General features: G+C 59.8%; 19 protein-coding genes. 9 read left to right on the top strand and 10 right to left on the bottom strand.

Annotated features, from left to right (window positions below; genetic code table 11):
- Positions 1 to 8: 8 nt before the first annotated feature.
- Positions 9 to 1610, bottom strand: coding sequence for an ABC transporter substrate-binding protein (locus MMW58_RS15600; RefSeq protein WP_133599901.1), 1602 nt, complete (start codon positions 1608 to 1610; stop codon positions 9 to 11).
- Positions 1611 to 1879: 269 nt separating this feature from the next.
- On the opposite strand from MMW58_RS15600, the gene MMW58_RS15605 reads away from it, so the two are divergent.
- Positions 1880 to 3313 carry an aldehyde dehydrogenase gene (locus tag MMW58_RS15605; protein ID WP_241721563.1) on the top strand — a complete coding sequence of 478 codons (1434 nt, stop codon included), beginning with the start codon at positions 1880 to 1882 and terminating at the stop codon, positions 3311 to 3313.
- Positions 3314 to 3341: 28 nt separating this feature from the next.
- Here the strand turns inward: MMW58_RS15605 and MMW58_RS15610 are convergent, their stop codons facing one another.
- Positions 3342 to 4091, bottom strand: a complete 750-nt coding sequence (locus tag MMW58_RS15610) for an alpha/beta fold hydrolase (RefSeq protein WP_241721564.1) — start codon at positions 4089 to 4091, stop codon at positions 3342 to 3344.
- Between the two features lie 72 nt (positions 4092 to 4163).
- A complete protein-coding gene (locus MMW58_RS15615) occupies positions 4164 to 4337 on the bottom strand; it encodes a GhoT/OrtT family toxin (protein WP_071844920.1) in 174 nt (57 codons plus the stop codon).
- A gap of 191 nt (positions 4338 to 4528) precedes the next feature.
- On the opposite strand from MMW58_RS15615, the gene yncL reads away from it, so the two are divergent.
- Positions 4529 to 4624 (top strand): stress response membrane protein YncL, encoded by a 96-nt coding sequence (gene yncL, locus MMW58_RS15620; RefSeq protein WP_071844919.1) that lies wholly within the window; start codon positions 4529 to 4531, stop codon positions 4622 to 4624.
- 50 nt (positions 4625 to 4674) lie between these two features.
- On the opposite strand, the gene MMW58_RS15625 is transcribed toward yncL, so the two are convergent.
- Positions 4675 to 5043: a hypothetical protein gene (locus tag MMW58_RS15625; protein ID WP_371822938.1), complete on the bottom strand. Its 369-nt coding sequence runs from the start codon at positions 5041 to 5043 to the stop codon at positions 4675 to 4677.
- Positions 5044 to 5585: 542 nt separating this feature from the next.
- On the opposite strand from MMW58_RS15625, the gene MMW58_RS15630 reads away from it, so the two are divergent.
- Together MMW58_RS15630 and MMW58_RS15635 are read left to right on the top strand one after the other, a co-directional pair.
- Entirely contained in the window at positions 5586 to 5708 is a 123-nt protein-coding gene (locus MMW58_RS15630) for a small membrane protein (protein WP_095097533.1), read from the top strand.
- A 599-nt stretch (positions 5709 to 6307) separates the two neighbouring features.
- Positions 6308 to 6982: a hypothetical protein gene (locus tag MMW58_RS15635; RefSeq protein ID WP_241721565.1), complete on the top strand. Its 675-nt coding sequence runs from the start codon at positions 6308 to 6310 to the stop codon at positions 6980 to 6982.
- Between the two features lie 55 nt (positions 6983 to 7037).
- Here the strand turns inward: MMW58_RS15635 and patD are convergent, their stop codons facing one another.
- From patD to MMW58_RS15665, 6 genes are all read right to left on the bottom strand, one after another.
- Complete coding sequence (patD, locus tag MMW58_RS15640; protein WP_133599905.1) at positions 7038 to 8462, bottom strand: aminobutyraldehyde dehydrogenase; 1425 nt, start codon at positions 8460 to 8462, stop codon at positions 7038 to 7040.
- Between the two features lie 22 nt (positions 8463 to 8484).
- On the bottom strand, positions 8485 to 9291 hold the full coding sequence (locus MMW58_RS15645; RefSeq protein ID WP_123707785.1) for an ABC transporter permease: 807 nt from the start codon (positions 9289 to 9291) through the stop codon (positions 8485 to 8487).
- Positions 9281 to 10210 (bottom strand): ABC transporter permease, encoded by a 930-nt coding sequence (locus MMW58_RS15650; RefSeq protein ID WP_041145352.1) that lies wholly within the window; start codon positions 10208 to 10210, stop codon positions 9281 to 9283. Before MMW58_RS15650 ends, MMW58_RS15645 begins: the two co-directional genes overlap by 11 nt.
- A 1-nt stretch (position 10211) precedes the next feature.
- On the bottom strand, positions 10212 to 11225 hold the full coding sequence (locus tag MMW58_RS15655) for an ABC transporter ATP-binding protein (RefSeq protein WP_159237296.1): 1014 nt from the start codon (positions 11223 to 11225) through the stop codon (positions 10212 to 10214).
- A 17-nt stretch (positions 11226 to 11242) separates the two neighbouring features.
- On the bottom strand, positions 11243 to 12388 hold the full coding sequence (ydcS, locus tag MMW58_RS15660; RefSeq protein ID WP_133599908.1) for a putative ABC transporter substrate-binding protein YdcS: 1146 nt from the start codon (positions 12386 to 12388) through the stop codon (positions 11243 to 11245).
- Between the two features lie 299 nt (positions 12389 to 12687).
- Positions 12688 to 14106, bottom strand: a complete 1419-nt coding sequence (locus tag MMW58_RS15665; RefSeq protein ID WP_241721566.1) for an aminotransferase-like domain-containing protein — start codon at positions 14104 to 14106, stop codon at positions 12688 to 12690.
- 310 nt (positions 14107 to 14416) lie between these two features.
- Between MMW58_RS15665 and MMW58_RS15670 the strand changes: the two genes are divergently transcribed.
- Genes MMW58_RS15670 through MMW58_RS15690 form a run of 5 tightly spaced genes read left to right on the top strand, consistent with a single transcriptional unit; the run spans position 14417 to position 21237 of the window.
- Positions 14417 to 15892, top strand: coding sequence for an MFS transporter (locus MMW58_RS15670; RefSeq protein ID WP_133599909.1), 1476 nt, complete (start codon positions 14417 to 14419; stop codon positions 15890 to 15892).
- Positions 15889 to 17418, top strand: a complete 1530-nt coding sequence (locus tag MMW58_RS15675) for an FGGY family carbohydrate kinase (RefSeq protein ID WP_241721567.1) — start codon at positions 15889 to 15891, stop codon at positions 17416 to 17418. Before MMW58_RS15670 ends, MMW58_RS15675 begins: the two co-directional genes overlap by 4 nt.
- 8 nt (positions 17419 to 17426) lie before the next feature.
- Positions 17427 to 19106, top strand: a complete 1680-nt coding sequence (locus MMW58_RS15680; RefSeq protein WP_241721568.1) for a glycerol-3-phosphate dehydrogenase/oxidase — start codon at positions 17427 to 17429, stop codon at positions 19104 to 19106.
- Positions 19103 to 20665 carry an FAD-binding oxidoreductase gene (locus MMW58_RS15685; RefSeq protein ID WP_241721569.1) on the top strand — a complete coding sequence of 521 codons (1563 nt, stop codon included), beginning with the start codon at positions 19103 to 19105 and terminating at the stop codon, positions 20663 to 20665. The genes MMW58_RS15680 and MMW58_RS15685 overlap by 4 nt, the downstream gene beginning before the upstream one ends.
- Positions 20662 to 21237: a glycerol-3-phosphate responsive antiterminator gene (locus MMW58_RS15690; protein ID WP_133599913.1), complete on the top strand. Its 576-nt coding sequence runs from the start codon at positions 20662 to 20664 to the stop codon at positions 21235 to 21237. Before MMW58_RS15685 ends, MMW58_RS15690 begins: the two co-directional genes overlap by 4 nt.
- Positions 21238 to 21251 lie beyond the last annotated feature (14 nt).

Below are 21251 nucleotides of genomic sequence, written 5' to 3' on the forward strand. Positions count from 1 at the left end.
CTTGTGGCTTAATTCAGTTTTACCTTCGAAAAATCGCTGCCCATCAGGCTTACGCTATAGCCGCTGACGTTGCTGCGCGTGGCGTAGAAGGTTTTGCCGGTTGCCAGGGTGATCCACGGCGCCTGCTGATAAAAAATCTCCTGCGCCTGGCCGTACAGCTTGGCTCGCGCCTGCGGATCGCTGACCAGCAGCGCTTTCTTCACCAGCGCGTCGTAGGACTTGTCGCACCAGCGGGCGACGTTAGAGCCGGTTTTGATGTTATCGCAGCTCAAAAGCGTCCCGGCAAAGTTGTCCGGATCGCCGTTATCCGACATCCAGCCGAACAGGGCGCTGTCGTGTTCGCCTTTGCGCATCCCGGCGAGATATTCGCCCCACTCATAGCTGACGATTTTGGCCTTGACGCCAACTTTGCTCCAGTCGCTCTGAATCATCTCCGCGATGCGGCGGGAGTTCGGGTTATACGGCCGCTGAACCGGCATCGACCACAGGGTGACCTCTGCGCCATTTTCCAGCCCTGCCTGCTTGAGCAGCGCTTTAGCCTTCTGCGGATCGTAGTCGTAGTCCGGGAGATCTTTCTTATAGCCGAGCATATTGGCCGGCAGCGGCGATTTCGCCACGGTGCCGGAATCGAGGAACACCGCTTTAACGATCGCCTGCTTGTCCGTCGCGTAGTTCAGCGCCTGACGCACCAGCAGATTATCGAACGGTTTTTTCTCGGTGTTAAACGCCAGATAGCCAACGTTCAGCGCCTCAACCGAGTGCAGCGCCAGATCCTTATTGCCTTTGATCACCGGGAACTGTACCGGTGAAGGCGCCGGAATAATCTGGCACTCGTTGGTTTGCAGCTTCGCCAGCCGCGTCTCAACGTTTGGCGTGATCGAGAAGATCAGATGCTTTGTCGGCACCTCGCCTTCCCAATAGTGCGGGTTGGCAATATAGCGGATCTGGGAATCCACCTTATACTGCTGCAGCGCGTACGGGCCGGTACCGATAGGCCAGGTATCGACGTACTCCGGGGTGCCCTTTTTCAGCATCGCGTCGCCATACTCCGCGGAGAGAATGGAGGCGAAATCCATCCCCCAGTCGGCGAGGAACGCCGCATTCGGCTCCGCCAGTACGAACTGGACGTGATAATCGTCGAGCTTTTTAACCTCTTTGATCAGCTTATCCAGCCCGACGTCGTGGAAGTACTCGTAGCTGCCCTGGGAAACGTTATGGTACGGATGTTTTGCATCCTGCTGGCGCAGCACCGAGAAAAGCACGTCATCAGCGTTGAAATCGCGGGTTGGCTTAAAGTATTTGTTGCTGTTGAACTGCACGCCTTTACGCAGGGTAAAGGTCCAGGTTTTGCCATCCGGCGAGACGGTCCAGTCGGTAGCCAGCGAAGGAACCGGCGTGTTTTTCTGCGGGTCGAAGGTAATCAGGCGGTTGTAGAGCACCTGCGAGCTGGCCACAAACGAGGGGCCGGAGCTGGCAATCTGCGGGTTGAAGGATTCCGGCGAGGCTTCGGAGCAGTAGACCAGCGTATCGTTACCGGCCGCCGAGGCCGCAGCGGCCGGCAGCAGCAGCGCGCTCAGCGCCAGAGCAAGGCGTGTTTTCCCTGTAGACATGGTTATAAACCTTATTAATTTGTTATATGCCCTCTAATAACAGCACAGCAGGAATCAACCGGCAAATAATCAATTGGTATCAGGTTATGCTGAAAACGCCGTTTTCGCCGATTTATTCAACACCCGCCGCCTTTTTGCACCGTTTAATCGGCTGAAGTTGTGAACTGCCTAAAAAGCTTGAAAAATAGCGTGCGATAACCGCCCTCTCTGCCCCGCGAAATCTCCCCGCCCGGTACACTCGGAAAAACGCGAAAAGATGAGGTTTCCCGATGAGCTTAACCTGCAGCCTGTACACCAACGGCCGGTGGCACGACGCCGACGACGGCGCTACCTTTACCCGCAGCCATCCGCTGAGCGCAGAGGCGCCCTCCACCGCTGCCGCCGCAAGCCTCGCCGACGCCCGACGCAGCGTTGAGGCCGCGGCCGCGGCATTTCCACAGTGGCGCGATACCTCCCCAGGCGAACGCCGTCGCCTGCTGCTGAACGCCGCCGAACAGATGCTGCTGCGCGAAGCCCGGTTTATTGCCGCTATGGCGGCAGAAACCGGCGCAACGGCGCACTGGTCCGGCTTTAACGTCCATCTGGCCGCCGATATTCTGCGCGAAGCCGCCGCGCTCACGACCCAGATTGAGGGGCAGATAGTGCCGTCAAACGTGGCGGGGAATCTGGCGATGGCCGTGCGTCAGGGCGCCGGCGTCGTCCTCGGAATGGCGCCGTGGAACGCGCCGCTGATTCTGGCGACGCGGGCAATTGCCACTCCTCTGGCCTGTGGCAATACGGTGATCCTCAAGGGCGCCGAGCTGTCGCCCGCCTCTCAGGGATTAATTATTGAGGCCCTCGCCGCTGCCGGCTTCCCCGACGGCGTGATCAACTACCTGACCTGCGCGCCTGAGGATGCGCCGGCGTTGGTCGAGTCGCTGATCGCCCATCCCGCGGTGCGGCGGGTCAATTTTACCGGCTCCACGCCGGTAGGCAGGATCGTTGCCCGCACCTGCGGTCAGCATCTGAAGCCTGCGGTGCTCGAACTGGGCGGGAAAGCCCCGCTGCTGGTGCTCGATGACGCCGATCCTGAACAAGCGGCGGCGGGCGCCATATTTGGCGCTTTCGCCAACGCCGGGCAGATCTGTATGTCAACCGAACGCATTATCGTCGACCGGGCAATTGCCGATGAATTTGTCGCGCTTATCAGCCGCCGCGCAGCGAACCTGCCCGCCGGTTTGATCGGGCCGGTCGTCGATATGAAGACCGTGACGCGCTGCAATGCGCTGATTGACGATGCGCTGACAAAAGGCGCCAGGCTGCTGTGCGGCGGCAAAGCCACGTCGGTGCAGATGGATGCCACCCTGCTGGACGGCGTCACCCGCGACATGCGCATCTGGAGCGAGGAGTCGTTTGGGCCGGTGAAAGCGATTATCCGCGTCAGCGGTGAAGAGGAAGCCCTGGCCGTCGCAAATGAGAGCGAATACGGGCTTTCATCGGCGGTATACAGCCGGGACAGCGCCCGGGCATGGAACGTCGCGCAGCGCTTGCAAACGGGGATTTGCCACATTAATGGCCCCACCGTTCACGATGAGGCCCAGATGCCGTTCGGCGGCTGTAAATCCTCCGGCTACGGACGCTTCGGCGGGCGCGCGGGCGTTGCCGAATTTACCGAACTGCGCTGGATAACCCTGCAAATGCAGCCCCGCGAACTGCCGTTTTAACCCATTCCGCCGGCCGGGGTCGATCGCTTCAGCAGCGGCTGGCGATCGCGGCCGCCAGCGCGGCAGGATTTTCCCAGGCCATCGAGTGCCCGGCGTCGGGCACAACCCGCAGCGTAATCCCTTGCGCGACGGCGTCCTCGGCTTCCTGTGCCGGAAGCGACAGCTCGCCATAGATAAGCGTCTTCGGACAGGAGAGCTGGCAAAAAAGGGTAAACCATGATGGCGTTACGCCGCAGACCAGGCTGGTGGCCCCTCGCCAGACGGCCCAGGAGGCGCTGTTCTGCAGGCACCCGGCCCAGGGCGACGATTCCGCCGCCAGCATCTCGCCATAGCCGGCGGCGACAAACTCCGCTTCGCTCTGCGCGGCAATCGCCCGGCTGTATACCCCACCGCCGGCGTACAGATTGGGTTCGGCCACCAGTAGCGCAAGCAAGCGTTCACCCAGGCGTTCAGCCGCCTCGATGGCAATACTGCCGCCCATGCTATGGCCGTACAAATAGCAGCGCGACAGCTGCAGGTGGTCAAGGAGTTCGACCACTACCCGCGCCTGTTCCGTGGTGCTGTAACCAAACTCAGGGGGTTTATCGCTGTAGCCGTAGCCTGGGAGATCGATAAGCACGACCCGCCGCCCGCTCAGCGCGGGATCGGCAGCCACTCGAGGATAATCGTACGAGGAGGCGCACCCCAGACCGTGGATAAACACGATCGGGTCGCCACCGCCGGGCAGATCGAGCCAGCGCACGGTGGCGCCGGCCAGAGAGGAGAAGAAACCGTTCATCGATAAGCTTCCGTTAACTAAGACTGTATTTTTATACAGTTATTATTAACAAATGCCAACGCTTACTTCATCTCAGAATAGCGAAACGAGGAGTGCGGTCGGGAAGCTAAACGGCCAGGTGGCGCCGATCAGCAGCGCGGCCAGCAGGCGAATCAGACGGCTCTCTTTGGTTAAAAACCAGCTGATAACGGCGCAGATAAATCCCATCACCGCATAAAAAATCAGCATCTTTTGATATAGGGTCATTCTTAGTCCTTCCCTGAAAACGCCTTTACGACGCGCCTCTTTCAACAGCGGAAAGCGGATCAGAGATTAATGCATGACAAAGTAAAAATACTGCGGGTAGCCGACAGAAAACGTCCGATTCATCCTTGTCTGATAGCGCATCCTTTGACCTCGTACTATACCTGTAGAGGCTTACTCATAAAGGTGGCGTTATGGATGTTTCCAGCAAAACCGTAATTCTGATTAATGTCGGCGCAGCATTTGCGCTTATTAGCCTGTTATCCGTTCGTTTTGGTTGGTTTTACTGATTTTTCCTCAGCAAAGAAACCTAAAAAAGCAGCCTTAAAGGGCTGCTTTTTTACGATTTGATAGCGACCGTATGAGCGGCTTGCACCTGTGAGGTAGCCTGCAGCACGGCCATAGCCTTGAGGTTCTCAGGGTTATACACCGGCAGCGGATTGACCTTCTCGCTATCCCATTCAGCGGAGAGACAGACGGCTTCACTTGCCCCCTGCTTTTCACAACCTAAAACGCGCTGAGCGGGCAGGTTGCCATAGAGAATGGCGCTGGCGCAGGCCACCAGCAGAAAAAATGCTATGTTTTTCAAAACAAAATCAACTTCAAAGTAACAAATTATGACAAATTTTCGCATGGCCGCCCCGTCAAAGTCAAACGCCAAACGGCCGCAAACATTTAATAGATACAAAGTTGAACTAACCATTAACATTAATTAAACATTAACTTTAATTAATAAAGTCATTGCTAAGAAATAAATCTGAAATACATTTAGCCAATACTGCTGATACGCTTAAAAAAAGAGTCCGGAGCGGGGCATGGCCTGGCAAATAGCATTACAAAAAGAATGGATATAGAAAGTCAGGATGCCAGGAAAATAAATTAACCGTACTTTTTCAGAAAAACGATCCTCCGCAGCTACAGATCCGCCCTCTACCGTCAGGAAGTATCAGATTATGCTTAAAAAATCAGCATAAACTCACGTCTAAAGATAACTAACAATAATGTATGACGAAGCGTTCTATTAGCGGAAAATGCGATACTTCTTAAATCTCGTTTTGCTGGCGGAGCGGCGACTATGCCGACAACCTCAAGATTGGTGCGGCCTTAAGCCGATCCCTGGCGTCCTGATCCGCCGGCACTTCATTTGAAACAGAACAAATACCATTTGCGTTATCTCAAGGATGAATTTACATTCATAATCATTGGTTATGAATACTTTTCCAGTTGCTCATTTTAAATTTGAGGTGGTATATGTCCGGGATTGCCGTGCTTATTGTGGCGTTAATATTGCTGGTTATCGCAGTCTACAATCTTATTTCTTACGTGCGCGAACGCCGTCAGTCAAGCTTGCCGAGCAAGAAGAATAAACGCTAGGCAAATGGATTTACCTGTCTGAATAGTATCGGCAATAGCGAACACTTTATTTACCCTACCCATTTTGTGCGTATTAGCTCGCGCGCTTAGCTGCGTGAGAGCGTTACAGCGATGTAACCTCTGTCGAAATCGATGGTGTAGACCGCCCCCTTCCCTGCCCCTGCTGCCCGCTGCTGTTATTTCCGCGTTAACGCTGCCGTCTGCTGCATGCGCAAAAAAAAGCCCCTGCACTGTTAATGCAGGGGCGGGGGATATTTGCGAGCCCCATCCGGCGCTTATCTCCGGCACTCATCATGGCTTAGCTCTTGAAGGGGCATAAGAATATTCTCATATCAGCCGCCTTTTGTCTTAGCAATTCCTGCCATTGATGACTATTAGCAAGCTAACATGATTGCAGGGTGATTATCGCGCGCCAACGCCTGCAGTTTGCCGCCGCCGCGCCTGACACCAAAACCCGGCACAACCGCCCGGCGTTCCTGTTCACTTATCAGATCCTGTGCCATCATTCTAAGAGGCTAATAAATAAAGCGCCATTAACGACTTAAGCGCGACAGACAGCCGTTTCCCATCCGTTTGCGTACCACCACAAGGAGTCCTGCATGACGAATAGTCAATATCTCTATGAGCATGTTGCGCCGAATGATCCACGCCTGCTGCAGTTTGCAGAACAGCTCACCCCCTCCTCTCAGCCTATCCTGGTACCGGTGATAGACGCGCCGGGCCCGGCAGGAAATGCTTACTGGAACGTAGAGGCTGCGATAAAAAAAGTCGGCGGGAAGATGCGCCTCGGCTGGGATATTCATCTGTGGCGGGGATGTTTCATGGTCGCCACGCATCACGCGGTACTGCAGACTGCGGAAGGCGAGTTTTTCGATGTCACCCAAAGGCCGCCGGTTTCCGGCTCCCCCTCCCTGACCACCTTTATTCCCGATGATTCTGTCAGCATCAGCCTGGATAAATCCCCGGCGGTAGCGTCGCGGTTTCTGCTGCTGAACGAAAGCCCGGAAATCGCCGGCTATGTCCGCGCCTATGAGAATCTCAACCAGTTCGAAAAAAGAATGAGCGATGCGCTCTATGAATACGGCTATCGCTGCGAAACCAACCGAACGATGGCGACGGGCGTACCGGGCGCGAAAGCCAATCTCATCAACGTGGATGAAGCGAAAGTCAGCGAAATCAGGGATAAAATTGCCGAGCTGAGCTGGATAATGAAAGATAAGATCATCAAGCTAAAACGCTATTCTGATTCGATTAACGGCCTGACGCGCCACTGATTAGCCATACCGCCGCCGACGGGCCTGAACGGACCCCGTCGGCGGCGTGCTGCCATTAGTGCTTGATCATTACGTGGCGCACGACGGTGTAGTCCTCCAGGCCATACATCGACATATCCTTCCCGTAGCCCGACAGCTTTTGCCCGCCGTGCGGCATTTCGCTCACCAGCATAAAGTGGGTATTCACCCAGGTGCAGCCGTACTGCAGCCGCGCGCTGAGGCGATGCGCTCTGCCGACGTCCCGGGTCCACACCGACGAGGCCAGACCATACTGCGAATCGTTGGCCCAGGCCAGCGCCTGCTCCTCATCGCTGAAGGCGGTGACGCTGACCACCGGGCCAAACACCTCGCGCTGGACAATATCATCCTCCTGCTTCGCCCCGGCCAGCAGCGTCGGCTGGTAGTAGTAGCCTTTCCCCGGCGCCCTGCTGCCGCCGGTCACCACTTTGATATGCGCCAGCGCGCGCGCGGCGTCGACGGCGGCGCTCACCCGCTCGAGGTGCGCCTGCGAGCTGACCGGCCCCAGCTCCGTCGCGCCATCCTCCGGCGGGCCGATTTTCAGGCTGGCAACGGCGGCACCCAGTTTCTCCACCAGCTGGTCATAAATACCCTGCTGAGCGTAGATGCGGCAGGCGGCGGTACAGTCCTGGCCGGCGTTATAGAAACCGAAGGTCCGCACGCCCTCCACCACCGCGTCAATATCCGCGTCGTCAAAGACTATAACCGGCGCCTTGCCGCCCAGCTCCATATGCGTACGCTTAATCGAGGAAGCCGTATGGCCGATGATGTGCGCACCGGTGGCTATCGACCCGGTCAGCGAGACCATCCGCACCTTATGATGGCCGGTCAGCGGATCGCCCACGGTTTTGCCCCGGCCAAAAAGCACGTTGAGGACGCCGGCCGGGAAGATGTCTTTTGCCAGCTCGGCCAGCTTGAGCGCAGTTAGCGGCGTGATCTCTGAAGGTTTAATCACCACGCAGTTCCCCGCCGCCAGCGCCGGCGCCAGCTTCCAGGCCGCCATCATCAGCGGATAGTTCCACGGCGCGATGGAGGCCACCACCCCAACCGGATCCCGGCGGATCATCGAGGTATGCCCTTCAAGATACTCACCGGCGGCCATTCCGGGCAGGCAGCGCGCGGCGCCGGCGAAGAAGCGGAACACGTCCGCCACCGCCGGCAGCTCGTCGTTAATCACGCAGTGCAGCGGCTTGCCGCAGTTCAATGACTCCAGTTTGGCGAGGGTTTCCGCATGGGCGGTAATCACGTCCGCCAGCTTGAGCAGGCACTCCGCGCGGGTTTTCGGCGTGGTCTGGCTCCAGCCGACAAAGGCAAGATCCGCCGCCTCAACCGCCGCATCTACCTGGGCCGCCGTCGCCTCCGCAATCTCCAGCAGGACTTCGCCATTAGCAGGATTGAATACCGGCACCAGTTCGCCTTCACCCGCCACTAATTCGCCGTTGATCAAAAGGTTATGTTGCATAGTATGATCCTGTACACGTCAGTTATTTGCCGTTTTCAGCGCTTGTGTCGCCGTCACGGGTTAGCCACCAGGCTCCTAAAATCGGAATGGTCGTCACCAGCATCACCAGCAGCGCGACAACGTTGGTTATCGGCACATCGCGCGGGCGTCCCAGCTGATTCAGCAGCCATAGCGGGAGCGTCCGCTCGTGTCCGGCGGTAAAGGTGGTGACGATAATTTCATCAAACGACAGCGCAAACGCCAGCATTCCTCCGGCCAGCAGCGCCGACCCCAGATTGGGCAACACCACGTAGCGGAAGGTCTGCCAGCTCGTCGCGCCTAAATCCATCGACGCCTCCACCAGGCTCCAGGAGGTCCGGCGAAAGCGGGCGATCACGTTGTTAAAGACCACCACCACGCAGAAGGTGGCGTGCCCGACAACGATGGTAAACAGACCCGGTTCGAGGTTAACCGCCTTAAACGCCGTCAGCAGCGCCAGGCCGGTAATGATCCCCGGCAGCGCGATGGGCAACAGCAGCAGCAGCGACACCGCGTTCTTACCAAAAAAAGTGCTGCGCCACAGGGCTCCTGCAGCCAGCGTGCCAAGTACCAGCGCGATGGCGGTCGATAGCGCGGCAATTTTCAGTGACAACGTCACCGATTCGATAATATCTCCCCGCCCGGCCGCTTCGCTAAACCAGCGCAGCGTCAGGCCCTGCGGCGGAAAGCTGAAGGCGGCGTCTTCGGTGTTGAAGGCGTACAGGGCGATGATCAGCAGCGGGAAATGGAGGAAGATAACCCCGCCCCAGGTCGCGATTTTCAGGAACAGCGGCGCGCGTTCAGAGTGCATCAAACGCTCCCAGGCGTTTAACAAACGCCAGATAGAGGGCAATCAGCACAATCGGCACGAGGGTAAAGGCCGCCGCCATCGGCATATTGCCAATCGCCCCCTGCTGGGAATAGACCATATTGCCGATAAAAAAGCCCGGCGGCCCCACCAGCTGCGGCACGATAAAATCGCCCAGCGTCAGCGAGAAGGTGAAAATTGACCCGGCGGCGATACCGGGAATGGCCAGCGGCAGCACCACGTGGCGAAAAGTTTGCCGCGGCCGGGCGCCGAGGTCGGCCGACGCCTGCAGCAGCGACGCCGGTATGCGCTCCAGCGCCGCCTGTACCGGCAGGATCATAAACGGCAGCCAGATATAGACGAAGACCAGGAAGCGGCCCAGCCCCGAGGTCGACAGCGTATTGCCGCCCACCGCCGGGATCGTCAGCAGCAGATTCAGCGCGCCCTCCAGCCCAAGATGGCGCAGAAACCACTGCGCTACGCCATCTTTTGCCAGCAGCAGCGTCCAGGCGTAGGCCTTAACGATGTAGCTGGCCCACATCGGCAGCATCACCGCGATATAGAAAAATGCCTTCATCTTGCCGCTGGTATAGCGCGCCATATACCACGCCATCGGCAGCGCCAGAACCGCGCTGGCCAGCGTGACCGCCAGCGCCATCACCAGCGTACGGATAATAATGTCGTAGTTGGCCGGGTTAAATAGCGCCTTGAGATTAGCCAGCGTCAGGTCGGTAGTGACCGACATGGTGAAGTCGTCGAAGGTATAGAAGCTTTGCCACAGCAGCGTCAGGAGCGATCCCAGATAGACGATGCCAAACCACATCAGCGGCCCAAGCAGCAGTAAAAACAGCCCCAGCGAGGGCCGGCGCCAGAAAAGTCCTGACAGGCGGCCGGAAGGCGCGTTGGCGATAAGCGTTGCCATATCAGCCACCGTTATCCAGAGGGACCATCGCCGCCCGCGACCAGGAGGCCAGCACCCTTTGCCCCGCCTGCGGAGCGCTCAGCGCAGCAGCACCGTCGCTATTGGCCTGGCTCACCAGCAGCCTGCCGCCCTCCGCCAGCTTTAGCTCGATTCGCGTTGCCGCGCCCTGATACTGCACCGCCTGCACCACGCCCTCGACCTGAACCTCTCCGCCGCCGTTGAGCCGGATATGTTCCGGACGCAGCGACCAGCTGCCCGGCATGCCGCACAGCCGGGCCGAGAGCTCGGCGTCAAAGACGTTGGCCGTACCGACGAACCCGGCGACGAAGGCCGTTTTTGGCCGCAGGTAGAGATCGTGCGGCGCGTCGACCTGCTCGATGCGCCCGTGATTAAACACCGCCACCCGGTCGGACATCGACAGCGCTTCGCCCTGGTCGTGGGTGACAAAAATAAAGGTGATCCCCAGCGCCTGCTGCAGCTTTTTCAGCTCCAGCTGCATCTGCTCGCGCAGCTTTAAATCCAGCGCCCCCAGCGGCTCATCCAGCAGCAGCACCCGCGGCTCGTTAACCAGCGCACGGGCAATAGCCACCCGCTGGCGCTGGCCGCCGGAGAGCTGGGAGGGTTTGCGCGCGTGGACAAAGCCGAGGGCCACTTTTTCCAGCGCCTCCTGCGCCCGGCGGTGGCGCTCTTTTTTAGCGATCCCCTTCACCATCAGCCCGTAGGCGACGTTATCGAGGATCGACATATGGGGAAACAGCGCGTAGTCCTGGAAGACGGTATTGACATCGCGCTGCCACGGCGGCAGCTCGCTGGCCTGCTGGCCAAAAATGGAAATCTCCCCGCCGGAGAGCTGTTCAAAACCGGCAATCAGCCGCAGGCAGGTGGTTTTGCCGGAGCCGGACGGCCCCAGCATCGAGAAAAACTCACCGTCGCGGATGGCAATGCTTACGCCATCCACCGCGCGCACGTCGCCATACAGCCGCGAGACATTATGAAACTCTACCGCATACGTCATTTCATGCCTCCGGCCGGTCAACGGCCGCCCATAATCGCGATGTAGTCCTGGGTCCAGCGGCTGTAAGGGACGAACTTGCCGCCTTCCGCAATCGGGGTCTTCCAGAAGGCGATTTTGGCGAACTGATTATAGCCGTTGGTTTCGCAGCCTTTGTCTCCCAGCAGCGGGCTGGCTTTACAGCCCTGCGGCACCACCGGCAGCGAGCCGAACCACGCCGCCACGTCACCCTGAACCTTCGGCGTCAGCGACCAGTTCATCCATTTATAGGCGCACACCGGGTGCTTCGCGTCGCTGTGCAGCATGGTGGTATCCGCCCACCCGGTCACCCCCTCTTTCGGGAAGACGGTGGCGATAGGCTGGCCTTCAGCCTTGAGGCCGTTGGCCTGATACGGCCACGCGCTGGAGGCGACCACGCCTTCGTTTTTGAAGTCGCTCATCTGCACGGTGGTGTCGTGCCAGTAGCGGTGAATCAGCCCGCGCTGGTCGCGCAGCACCTTGAGCACCGCCTGATACTGCTCCTCAGTGAGCTGATAGGGGTCGGTAATACCGAGCTGCGGCTGGGTGGCCTTGACGAACAGCGCCGCGTCGGCGATATAGATCGGGCCGTCGTAGGCCTGCACCCGGCCCTGGTTGCTTTTACCGTCGCTAAGATTTTGTTTTACAAACACCACGTTCCAGCTGTCCGGCGGGGTCGGGAATACTTTGGTGTTGTACATCAGCAGGTTTGGTCCCCACTGGTAGGGCGTACCGTAGACTTTACCGCCCACGTTAAACCACGCGCCTTTCTCCACCCGCGGGTCGAGCGTCTTCCAGTTGGCGATCAGCGCCGGGTTAATCGGCTGCACGCGCTTGCCCATAATCAGGCGCAGCGACGCGTCGCCGGAGGCGGTCACCAGGTCATAGCCCCCTTTCGCCATCAGGCTGACCATCTCATCAGAGGTGGCGGCGGTTTTTACGTTGACCTGGCATCCGCTCTCTTTTTCAAACTGGGTCACCCAGTCGTAGTTTTTATCCGTCTGGCCGCGTTCGATATATCCCGGCCAGGCGATGATATCGAGCCGGCCTTCGCCTTTATCCAACGACGTCGGCGGCTCGGCGGCCTGGGCGGTCAGGAAGGCCATACCCAGCACACAGAGGCTGCCACGGGCAATTTTTTTGCTCATCGGGTGTTACTCCTGTCACAACAAAATTAGCGGCAGCCGTGCCGTAAAAATATCTCCCTTAATAACAGTAGACGGCGCGCTATGCCCCTCACGGGAAATTTATTCAGGTTGTGACAAGGGGCGCATTCCGTAAAAATCAGCAAAATCTGGACGACAATATGGATTATAGACAAGGAGTTAGGGACAGAGAATGGGTATGCGAATTTCCTATGATCGATACCGGTAAAATAATGACCGGTATCGTCTGATAATAATATTTAGTTATTTTCCGCCCGCCGTTGAACCATAGAAAAATAAGGCTAAGGCTCAGCCAGCAGCTCGCGAATAAGCTCGCCCAGGCGTTTAACCCCCTCCTCTTCTCTCTCCCCCCAGCCCCAGGCGGTATTGAAGCGGAAGAATGAGGTCCAGCTGGCGGTGGTGGAGAACATTTTTCCCGGCGCAATGCTGATGTTGTCGCGCAGGGCGCGCGCGCTCAGCTCCCCGGCATCGGCGCCCGCCGGCAGCTCAAGCCAGAGAAAGTAGCCGCTGTCGCTATGGTGGATTTTGACTTCGGCGGGCAGATGGCGCAGCAGCGCTTGCCAGGCCTGCTGCTTGCGCTCGGCCAGCTGGCGGCGCAGGCGCCGCAGATGGGCGTCGTAGCGCCGGGTCGAGAGATAGTCCACCAGCGCCATCTGCATCGGCGAGCTGGTCGACAGCGTGCTCATCAGCTGCAGCTGCTGGATGCGCCTGGCTTGCTTGCCGGCGGCCACCCAGCCGATACGAAAACCCGGCACCAGGCATTTGGAAAAGGAGCTGCAGTGGAGCGTCATATCCTGGCGGTCCCAGAATTTGGCGGGCAGCGGCTTCTCGCGGCCAAAATAGAGCTCGCTGTAGACGTCATCTTCGATCAGCACCACGCCGTAGCGCGTCAGCAGCTCGACCAGCCGCGCCTTTTTCTCCGCGCTGAGGGTAAAGCCGAGCGGGTTCTGGCCGTTGGTCATCAGCCAGCAGGCCTTCACCGGATAGCTCTGCAGCGCCTGCTCCAGCGCCGCCAGATCGATCCCCTCCTTAACGTCCGTCGCCACCGACAGCGCCTTCAGCCGCAGCCTTTCCAGCGCCTGCAGCGCGCCGTAGAAGCAGGGATTTTCCACCACCACCCAGTCGCCAGGCTCCGTGACCGCCTGCAGGCTAAGGTTGAGCGCCTCCAGCGCGCCGGCGGTGATCACTATCTCATCCGGCGAAATGTTCATTCCCTGCAGCGCGTAGCGGCGGGCAATCGCGTGGCGCAGCTCGTCGTTACCCGGCGGCAGGTTTTCAATCACGCTCATCGCCGTTGCGGTTTTGCTGACCTGCGCCAGGGAGCGGTTTAGCTGCTGGAGCGGAAACAGGCGCGGGTCGGGAAAAGCGGAGGCAAAAGGCAGCATCAAGGCCTGGCGGCTGGCCTGCAGCACCTCAAAAATGTAGGTATTAATGTCCACCGATTCATGGCGGGTCACCTGCGCCGGCGGCGCCGGCTGGCGCGACTTAACCGGCCTGGGCGCAACGTAGTAGCCCGACTGCGGGCGGGCGATAATTCGCCCCTGGCTCTCCAGCAGCTGATAGGCGTGGCTGACCGTCATGAAACTCATTCCGCTGCTGACCACCTGCTCACGCAGCGAGGGCAAGCGGTCGCCGGGCTGCCAGACGCCGAGCGCAATCTGTTCGGTCAGCTGCTGTGCCAGCTGTTGGTACTTTTTCATAGGTGAGTCCGCGGATGAACGTTGTGGCCCATAGTATAACAGCTGATAAAAAATGGCAGTTTATAAAAACTGTTATGCATGAAGTCATCGCGTTTTCACGTGGCCGCCTTAGATCTAAATATTAACAAATGAGTTACATGTCACAAAACGGGTCTAAAGCATCATCGCGGCTTTGACAGCCCCCTTTCTCCCTTCTAGAGTTCAGCCTACAGATTTTAGATTAGAGACTATCTGTCATTCATTAAGATGGTCTCTCATTGCCTTTTCTGTATGTAGCGGCCCTCTTACGAGTCATGTAAAGGAGACCGCTATGTCTGTCGATATACCCTCAGCTAAAAAGAATATCCGCGGCATTGACGATATTATTCAGTTTATTGATGCTCAGCCGCGCATTGCGGGAAAAGCCGGTGTTATCTGGTGGCTGGCCCTCGGTGGTTTATTTTTAGATGCTTTCTCCAATTCGGCCCTGAGCGCTGGATTAAACCCGATGACCCGCGATTTGCAGTTGAGCGCAACGGATATTGCGCTGCTGACCTCATTCTCATCGTGGGTGGCGATTATTTTTAATCCGGTCGGCGGCTGGATTGCCGACCGCTGGGGTCGGGTAACGCCGCTGATTGCGGCAAAAATATGCGCGGTCGCGGGTGCCCTCCTCGTCACTTTCTCTCCTGATTTCAGCACCATAATCACCGGAAGATTCTTCGTCGGCATTGCCTACGGCATGGACTTCGCGGTGGCAATGGCGATGCTGGCGGAGTTTACGCCCGCCCGTTTAAAAAGCCGCCTCAATACCTGGCAAGGGGTCTGGTACGTTGCCGTTTGTTTAAACCTGGGGCTGGCGCTGCTGTTTTATTCATGGAACGTCGGCGACACCATCTGGCGTTATTCCATTGCCGTCACGGCGATCTGCGGACTTATTATTCTGGTGCTGCAAGTGCGTTACCTGGTAGAAAGTCCGGTATGGTTAGCGCGCAGATCCCGGCTCAGCGATGCCGTCACGGCGATGAGGAAAATATATGGCGATCGCTTTATTCTGGCCCCCGCTGGCGAGCAGCAGGCGATTATCGGTCAGGCGCAGAAAGGCATTAAAAACGTTCTGCTTATTTTTCGCGGAGTTTATTTACCGCGCACGATACTGGCCTCTACGGTGCAAATCTGTCAGTCGATTCAATATTTCGGCGTGGGCTGGTACCTGCCGGTAATCAGCGCCAGTCTGTTCGGTAAAAACTTCGTTTACGCTACTCTTGGTTCACTATTTTTTAACATATTCGGTATTGTCGGCGGCTTCCTTTCGCCGCTTATTGGCCGCCGCATCGGGCTGCGTCGCTCTTCGGCGATAGGTTTTGCCATCGCCTTCCTGGTCCTGCTGACGCTCGGGATGTACAGCGACACGATGCCGCTGTGGGCCTCGCTGATGGTGCCGGCGCTGTTTATCTTATTTCACTCCGGCGGCCCCGGTGCCAACGGCAAAAGCCTCTCCTCCCTGTCGTTTCGCAGCGAACTACGCGCCGGCGCCAACGGCATCGTCGGCGCGCTCGGCGCGATTGGCGCCGCCCTCGGCCTGTTTATTTTCCCTATCTTCCGCGAGCAGTACGGCCTGCAGAGCACCTTTTTGATCATGTCAGCGGTACCGCTATTCGCCAGCATTGTCTGCTTTTGCATCTCCTGGGATCCCACGCGGAGCGCTATCCAGCCGGATAACGAGCCTGGCGCTCCACAGTTCGACCAGTCATCCAGCACGCGCTTGCCGCCGGTGGCGCAGGAAACCGGCAGAGGAACAAAATGAAATATTCGCAGAACGTTATTCTGTCCATTGACGAAGGAACCTCCGGCACCCGTGCCGCGGTCGTTTGTCAGGACGGCCAGGTGCACTGCCTGGAATATCACCCGCTGCGGGTGAGCAGCCCACGCCACGGCGTGGTGGAGCAGGATGCCGACGACATTCTGGCAACGACCCTGGCCGTCTGTCGCCAGACCATCGCCCAGGCCCGCAGCCTGAATATGCAGATTCAGGCCGTCGCCATCGCCACTCAGCGCTCAACCGCCGTGCTTTGGGATAGCGAAAGCGGCAAGGCGCTGGTGCCGGCAATGGTGTGGCAGGATTCACGCTACGCACAGCCGCTGGGGCAGATGGCCGGAGCCTGGGACCGTCAGCTCTTGCAGCACACCGGTCGTCCGGTAGGCATTCGCTCCCCCTATCTGTGGGCCGCGCGCCATCTGGCCGACTCGCCAACGGTCAGCGCGGCGCATAAAGCAGGACGCCTGATGTTCGGCACTATCGACAGCTGGCTGCTGTGGCATCTCACCGAAGAGCGCCGCTGCCTCTCCACGCCAACCAACGCCACCTCGGCCGGAGCCTATCGGATCCGCGAGCATCGCTATTACGCGCCGTGGCTGGAGGCGCTCGGCTTCCCGGAGCGGCTGCTGCCTGAGCTGGTCGACGATGCCGGCGCTCTCGGCACCACCCGCGAAGCGCTGCTCGGCATCGCCGTGCCGGTGCTCGCCTGCATGGGCGACCAGTTTGCCGGCGCCGCCGGGCTGGGCTGCATCACCCGCGGGCAATCGCTCTGTATGCACGGCACCGGCAGCTTTGTCGATCTGCTGGTGGGAGAGCAGGTGCCGACCCTGCATCACGCCGGCGACAGCACGCTGGTGATGACCGCCCGTCGCCAGCACGGCGTGTCGCACTACTCCGTCGAAACCTTCGTCCCGACCACCGGCTCCGCCCTCAACTGGCTATGCGAACAGCTCGGCTGGTTTGACAGCCCGCAGCAGATTAGCGCCCTCGCGGCGCAGGCCGACTGCTCCGGCGGCATCAGCTTTGTTCCGGCATTAACCGGGCTGAGAGTCCCCGACCTGCAGCCCGCGGCGCGCGCGTCGCTGAACGGCATCTCGATTTCCAGCACCCGGGCGCAGATTGCCAGAGCCATTCTTGAGGGCATCGCCCACTCGGTGGCCGCCTGTATGCGCGCCAACGAGCAGGCAACCGGGCTCAGCGTGAGCGAACTGGTGGTCGGCGGCGGGATGTCAAACAGCGACGAGCTGATGCAAATCCAGGCCGATCTCAGCGGCATCCCGGTTCTGCGAATGGCCGAAACCGCACGCGCCAGCCTTCGCGGCGCGGCGTTTCTCGCCGGATCCCAGGGGCTGCTCTGGGACTCCCTGGAAGCCGCCTGTCAAACCCTGCGCGTCGCCCGGCGCTTTACGCCCGCTATCGATGGCGAGCGCCGCCGGCAGCAACGCACCCTTTGGGACAGCCGTATTCAGCAAGAGCTGGCGACGGCCGCCCTCTCATCCCCTCACCAGGAGTAAAGGCGCCGATGAAGTTTTTTCCGTCTCGTAAAGCCAGTCAATCGCGCAGCGAAATGTTTGCCACCGCGCCGCTGCGCCTGCAGCGCGATGAACAGCTGGACGCGCTGGGCAGCGACGCGTTCGACATCCTGATCGTCGGCGGCGGCGTCACCGGTGCCTATACCGCGCTGGACGCCAGCCTGCGCGGCTATCGCGTGGCGCTGGTCGAAAAAAGCGATTTTGCCTCCGGCACCTCGTCGAAATCGTCAAAAATGGTTCACGGCGGGCTGCGCTACATTGAACAGGGCAATTTAGGGCTGGTGCGCCACTCCCTGCTCGAGCGCCAGCGGCTGCGGCGCAACGCGCGCCACCTGGTTCAGCGCCTGCCGTTTATGTTTCCGGTGCTGGATAAGAACGGCATTTTCGATAAGCGCATGGCCTCAGCCTTCGAAAGCCTGCTGTGGACCTACGATCTTGCCGGCGGCTGGCGGGAGGGCATCCTGCACCAAAAGCTCACCCCAGCGGAGGTCCTCTCCCACTGCCCGACGCTGAATGAAGAACAGCTGTCCGGCGGCTTCATGTATTTCGACGCCCGGGTCGATGACGCCAGATTAACCCTGGCGCTGATACGCACCGCCGCCTTTCACGGCGCGACGGTAGCCAACCATGCGCGGGTGGTCGCCACCACCCGCGACGGTCATGGCAAGGTGAACGGCGCCATCGTCCACGCCGGCGATCGTGAGATTCAGGTGCAAGCCCGGACGGTAATTATGGCGACCGGCGTATGGCTGCGCGACTGGGATGGCCAGAAAAAGGAGGCCCCGTCAGCGCTGCAAATTCGCCCGGCGAAAGGCGTTCATGTCGCTATTCCGTGGCTGAAAATCCGTAACGACTGCACGGTGACCATTCCCGTCGCCGGACGCAAGCGCCGCGCCACCATCACCCGCTGGGGCAACGTCTCCTATCTCGGCACCACCGATGAAGATTACGACGGCGACCTCGACGATGTCTGCTGCACCCGCCAGGAGCTGGATTTTCTCCTTGATGGTGCGAACTCGGCGCTAAAAACTCAGATCACGGCCCAGGACGTGGTGGGAAGCATCGCCGGCTGTCGCCCGCTGGTGGGCAGCCCGGGGGGCAAAACCGTCGAGATGAAGCGCAATCACCAGATCGACGTCGCGGCGGATGGCCTGATAACCATCGTCGGCGGCAAGCTCACCACCTCGCGTCATATGGCGGAACAGACCGTCGATGTTGCCGCCAGGCTACTTGGCCGCAGGCGGGCGTGCTCAACCAAAAGCGCCTTCCTGCTCGGCGCCGCTGGCTACGATCCGCAGGCGATCCTCGCCTCCGGCGGGCTCTCCGCCCATCTCGGGGAGCGCTACGGCGCCGAAGCGCATTTCGTCAGCGACATCATCCAGCGCGCGCCGGAGCTGCAAACGCCGCTGATTGCCGGTCTGCCCTATACCGAGGCCGAGGTGGTCTACGCCATCCGCCACGAGCTGGCCAGCAGCGTTGACGACATTCTGTCGCGTCGGCTGCGCGCGCGATTGATGGCGCGGGACGCCTCCGCCGACGCCGCCGGGCGGGTGGGCGAATTATTACAGCAGGAACTCAACATGGCTCCGCAGACGGTAGCGCAGCAAATTGCGCGCTATCGGGCGGCCGTTAAACACGAAAAATCCGTTCTTATGGGGACTTCAGAATGATCAGTAAAGAAGCGCTTAAACGTGGCTATAACCGTGGAAACTATCGGGTTGGGGTACACACCCCGCCGGGCTGGGCGGCGCAGCAGATGCCCGCAGGTTCGGGGCCGGGCATGCAACGTGACCCTGTCACGGTCAGTGAAGCGGTCGTCGACCAGCTGCGCGCCGTCGCGGATGAGGTGCTCACCGCCCGCCGCGACGTGGTGAACTGGACCCGGGACTGGTGGGCCGCCTCGATGATTGCGGAAACCGCAGGTTCTCCCGCCACGCCGGTTGCCACCATCGTGCGGGTCTCCAGCGTCGAGCAGATCCAGGCGGTAGCGCGGATTGCCAGCCACCAGCGAATCCCGCTGACCGTCTCCGCCGGACGCAGCAACGTCACCGGCGCGGCGCTGCCGGTGCGCGGCGGGATCGTGCTCGACGTCTGCGAGCTGAATCAGCTGGTCTCCTTTGACCCACAGAGCCAGATTGTGGAGGTCGAAGCCGGGATGTTTGGCGACGTCTTTGAGCAGACTATCCAGCAACAGTTCGGGATGACGATGGGGCACTGGCCCTCCTCTTTTGGTATCAGTACGGTTGGCGGCTGGGTCGCCTGCCGCGGCGCGGGCCAGCTTTCAACCCGCTACGGCAAAATTGAGGATATGGTTTACGGCATGGACGTGGTGCTGGCCGACGGGCGCTTAATCACCGTCGGCGGCGCGCCGCGCAGCGCCACCGGGGCAGATCTCCAGCAGCTGTTTGTCGGCTCAGAAGGGACCCTCGGCATCATCGTCCGCGTGCGCCTGAAGCTGCACCGTCTGCCGGAGTATGGCCGCGCCATAGCCTGGGGCTTCGCTACCTTTGCCGAGGGCCTCGAAGCCTGCCGGCAGATCCTGCAGCGCGGAGCAACCCCGGCGGCCCTGCGGCTGTACGATAATCTGGAAAGCGGCGTGCAGTTCTCGCTGGCACAAACCAACGTCCTGCTGATTGCAGATGAGGGCGAGAAGGAGCTGGTCGATGCGGTGATGGCCATCTCCGCGCGCGTCTGCCGGGCGCAAAACGGCCAGCAGCTGGAGAGCGACCCGATATTCGAACGCTGGCTGGATACCCGCTATCTGACCGGTAAAAGCGCCGAGGGCTTTAAGCGCAGCCCGGGGCTGGTCGCCGATACCCTCGAGATGATCGGCCGCTGGCGCGATCTGGCGGTGATTTACGACGAAGTGGTGGCGGCAATCGACGCCGTACCGGGAACGCTGGCCGGCTCCGCCCACCAGTCGCATGCTTACGTCGACGGCGCCTGTCTCTATTTTTCACTGCGCGGCGACGTTGATGTCAGCGAGCGCGCGGCGTGGTATCGCGCCGCATGGGATGCGGCAAACGCTGTGCTGATCCGCCACAACGCCTCTCTCAGCCATCATCATGGCGTGGGTTTATTACGTTCCCCTTATATGCAGGACTCGCTGGGCGAAGCGCTAACCGTTATGGCGGAGATCAAAGCGGCGCTCGATCCGCACAATATTCTCAACCCCGGTAAGCTGGGGCTGAGCGACGAGCTAACCCCGTCAGCGGCAGGTCAACCATGATCAAAAATCTCGGCACGCTTCTGGCGTGCCACCCGATTATTATGGCGATCTACGGCATCGATCGGCTGAAAACCGCCCTCACCAGCCGGGCGCAGGTGTGCATTATTGCCAATATCGACCTGATTAAGCTGCAGCCGGTGATCGCCCTGCTGGCCAAGGCGGATAAATACGTCATCGTCAATATCGACAGCTGCAGCGGGCTGTCACAGGACAAAGGCGGCATCGACTATATTGCGGAAACCGGCGCCATGGGGCTGCTCTCCACGCGGCTGCAAACCGTGCAGCGGGCGAAGAAAAGCGGGCTGGTCACGATGCAAAAAATCTTCGTCACCGACCGCTCCACCTGGCTTCGCAGCCTCAATGCGCTGGAGCAGAGCGAGCCGGACTACGTGCAGCTGATGCCCGCGCCGATGCTGCCGCTGATCCCCCAGGCCGACCGCCAGCGGCTGCCGCCGATCGTCGCCTCCGGCTTTGTCAGCCATGAAGGCGACATTCGCAGCGCGCTCGGCAACGGCGCGACGGCGGTTTCCAGCAGCGACAGCGCGCTGTGGAACCTCCCTCTTTCTCGTTAATCAACGGAGCTAAA

Source organism: Klebsiella sp. HC6, from assembly GCF_022605325.1.
Lineage (GTDB): Bacteria > Pseudomonadota > Gammaproteobacteria > Enterobacterales > Enterobacteriaceae > Klebsiella > Klebsiella terrigena.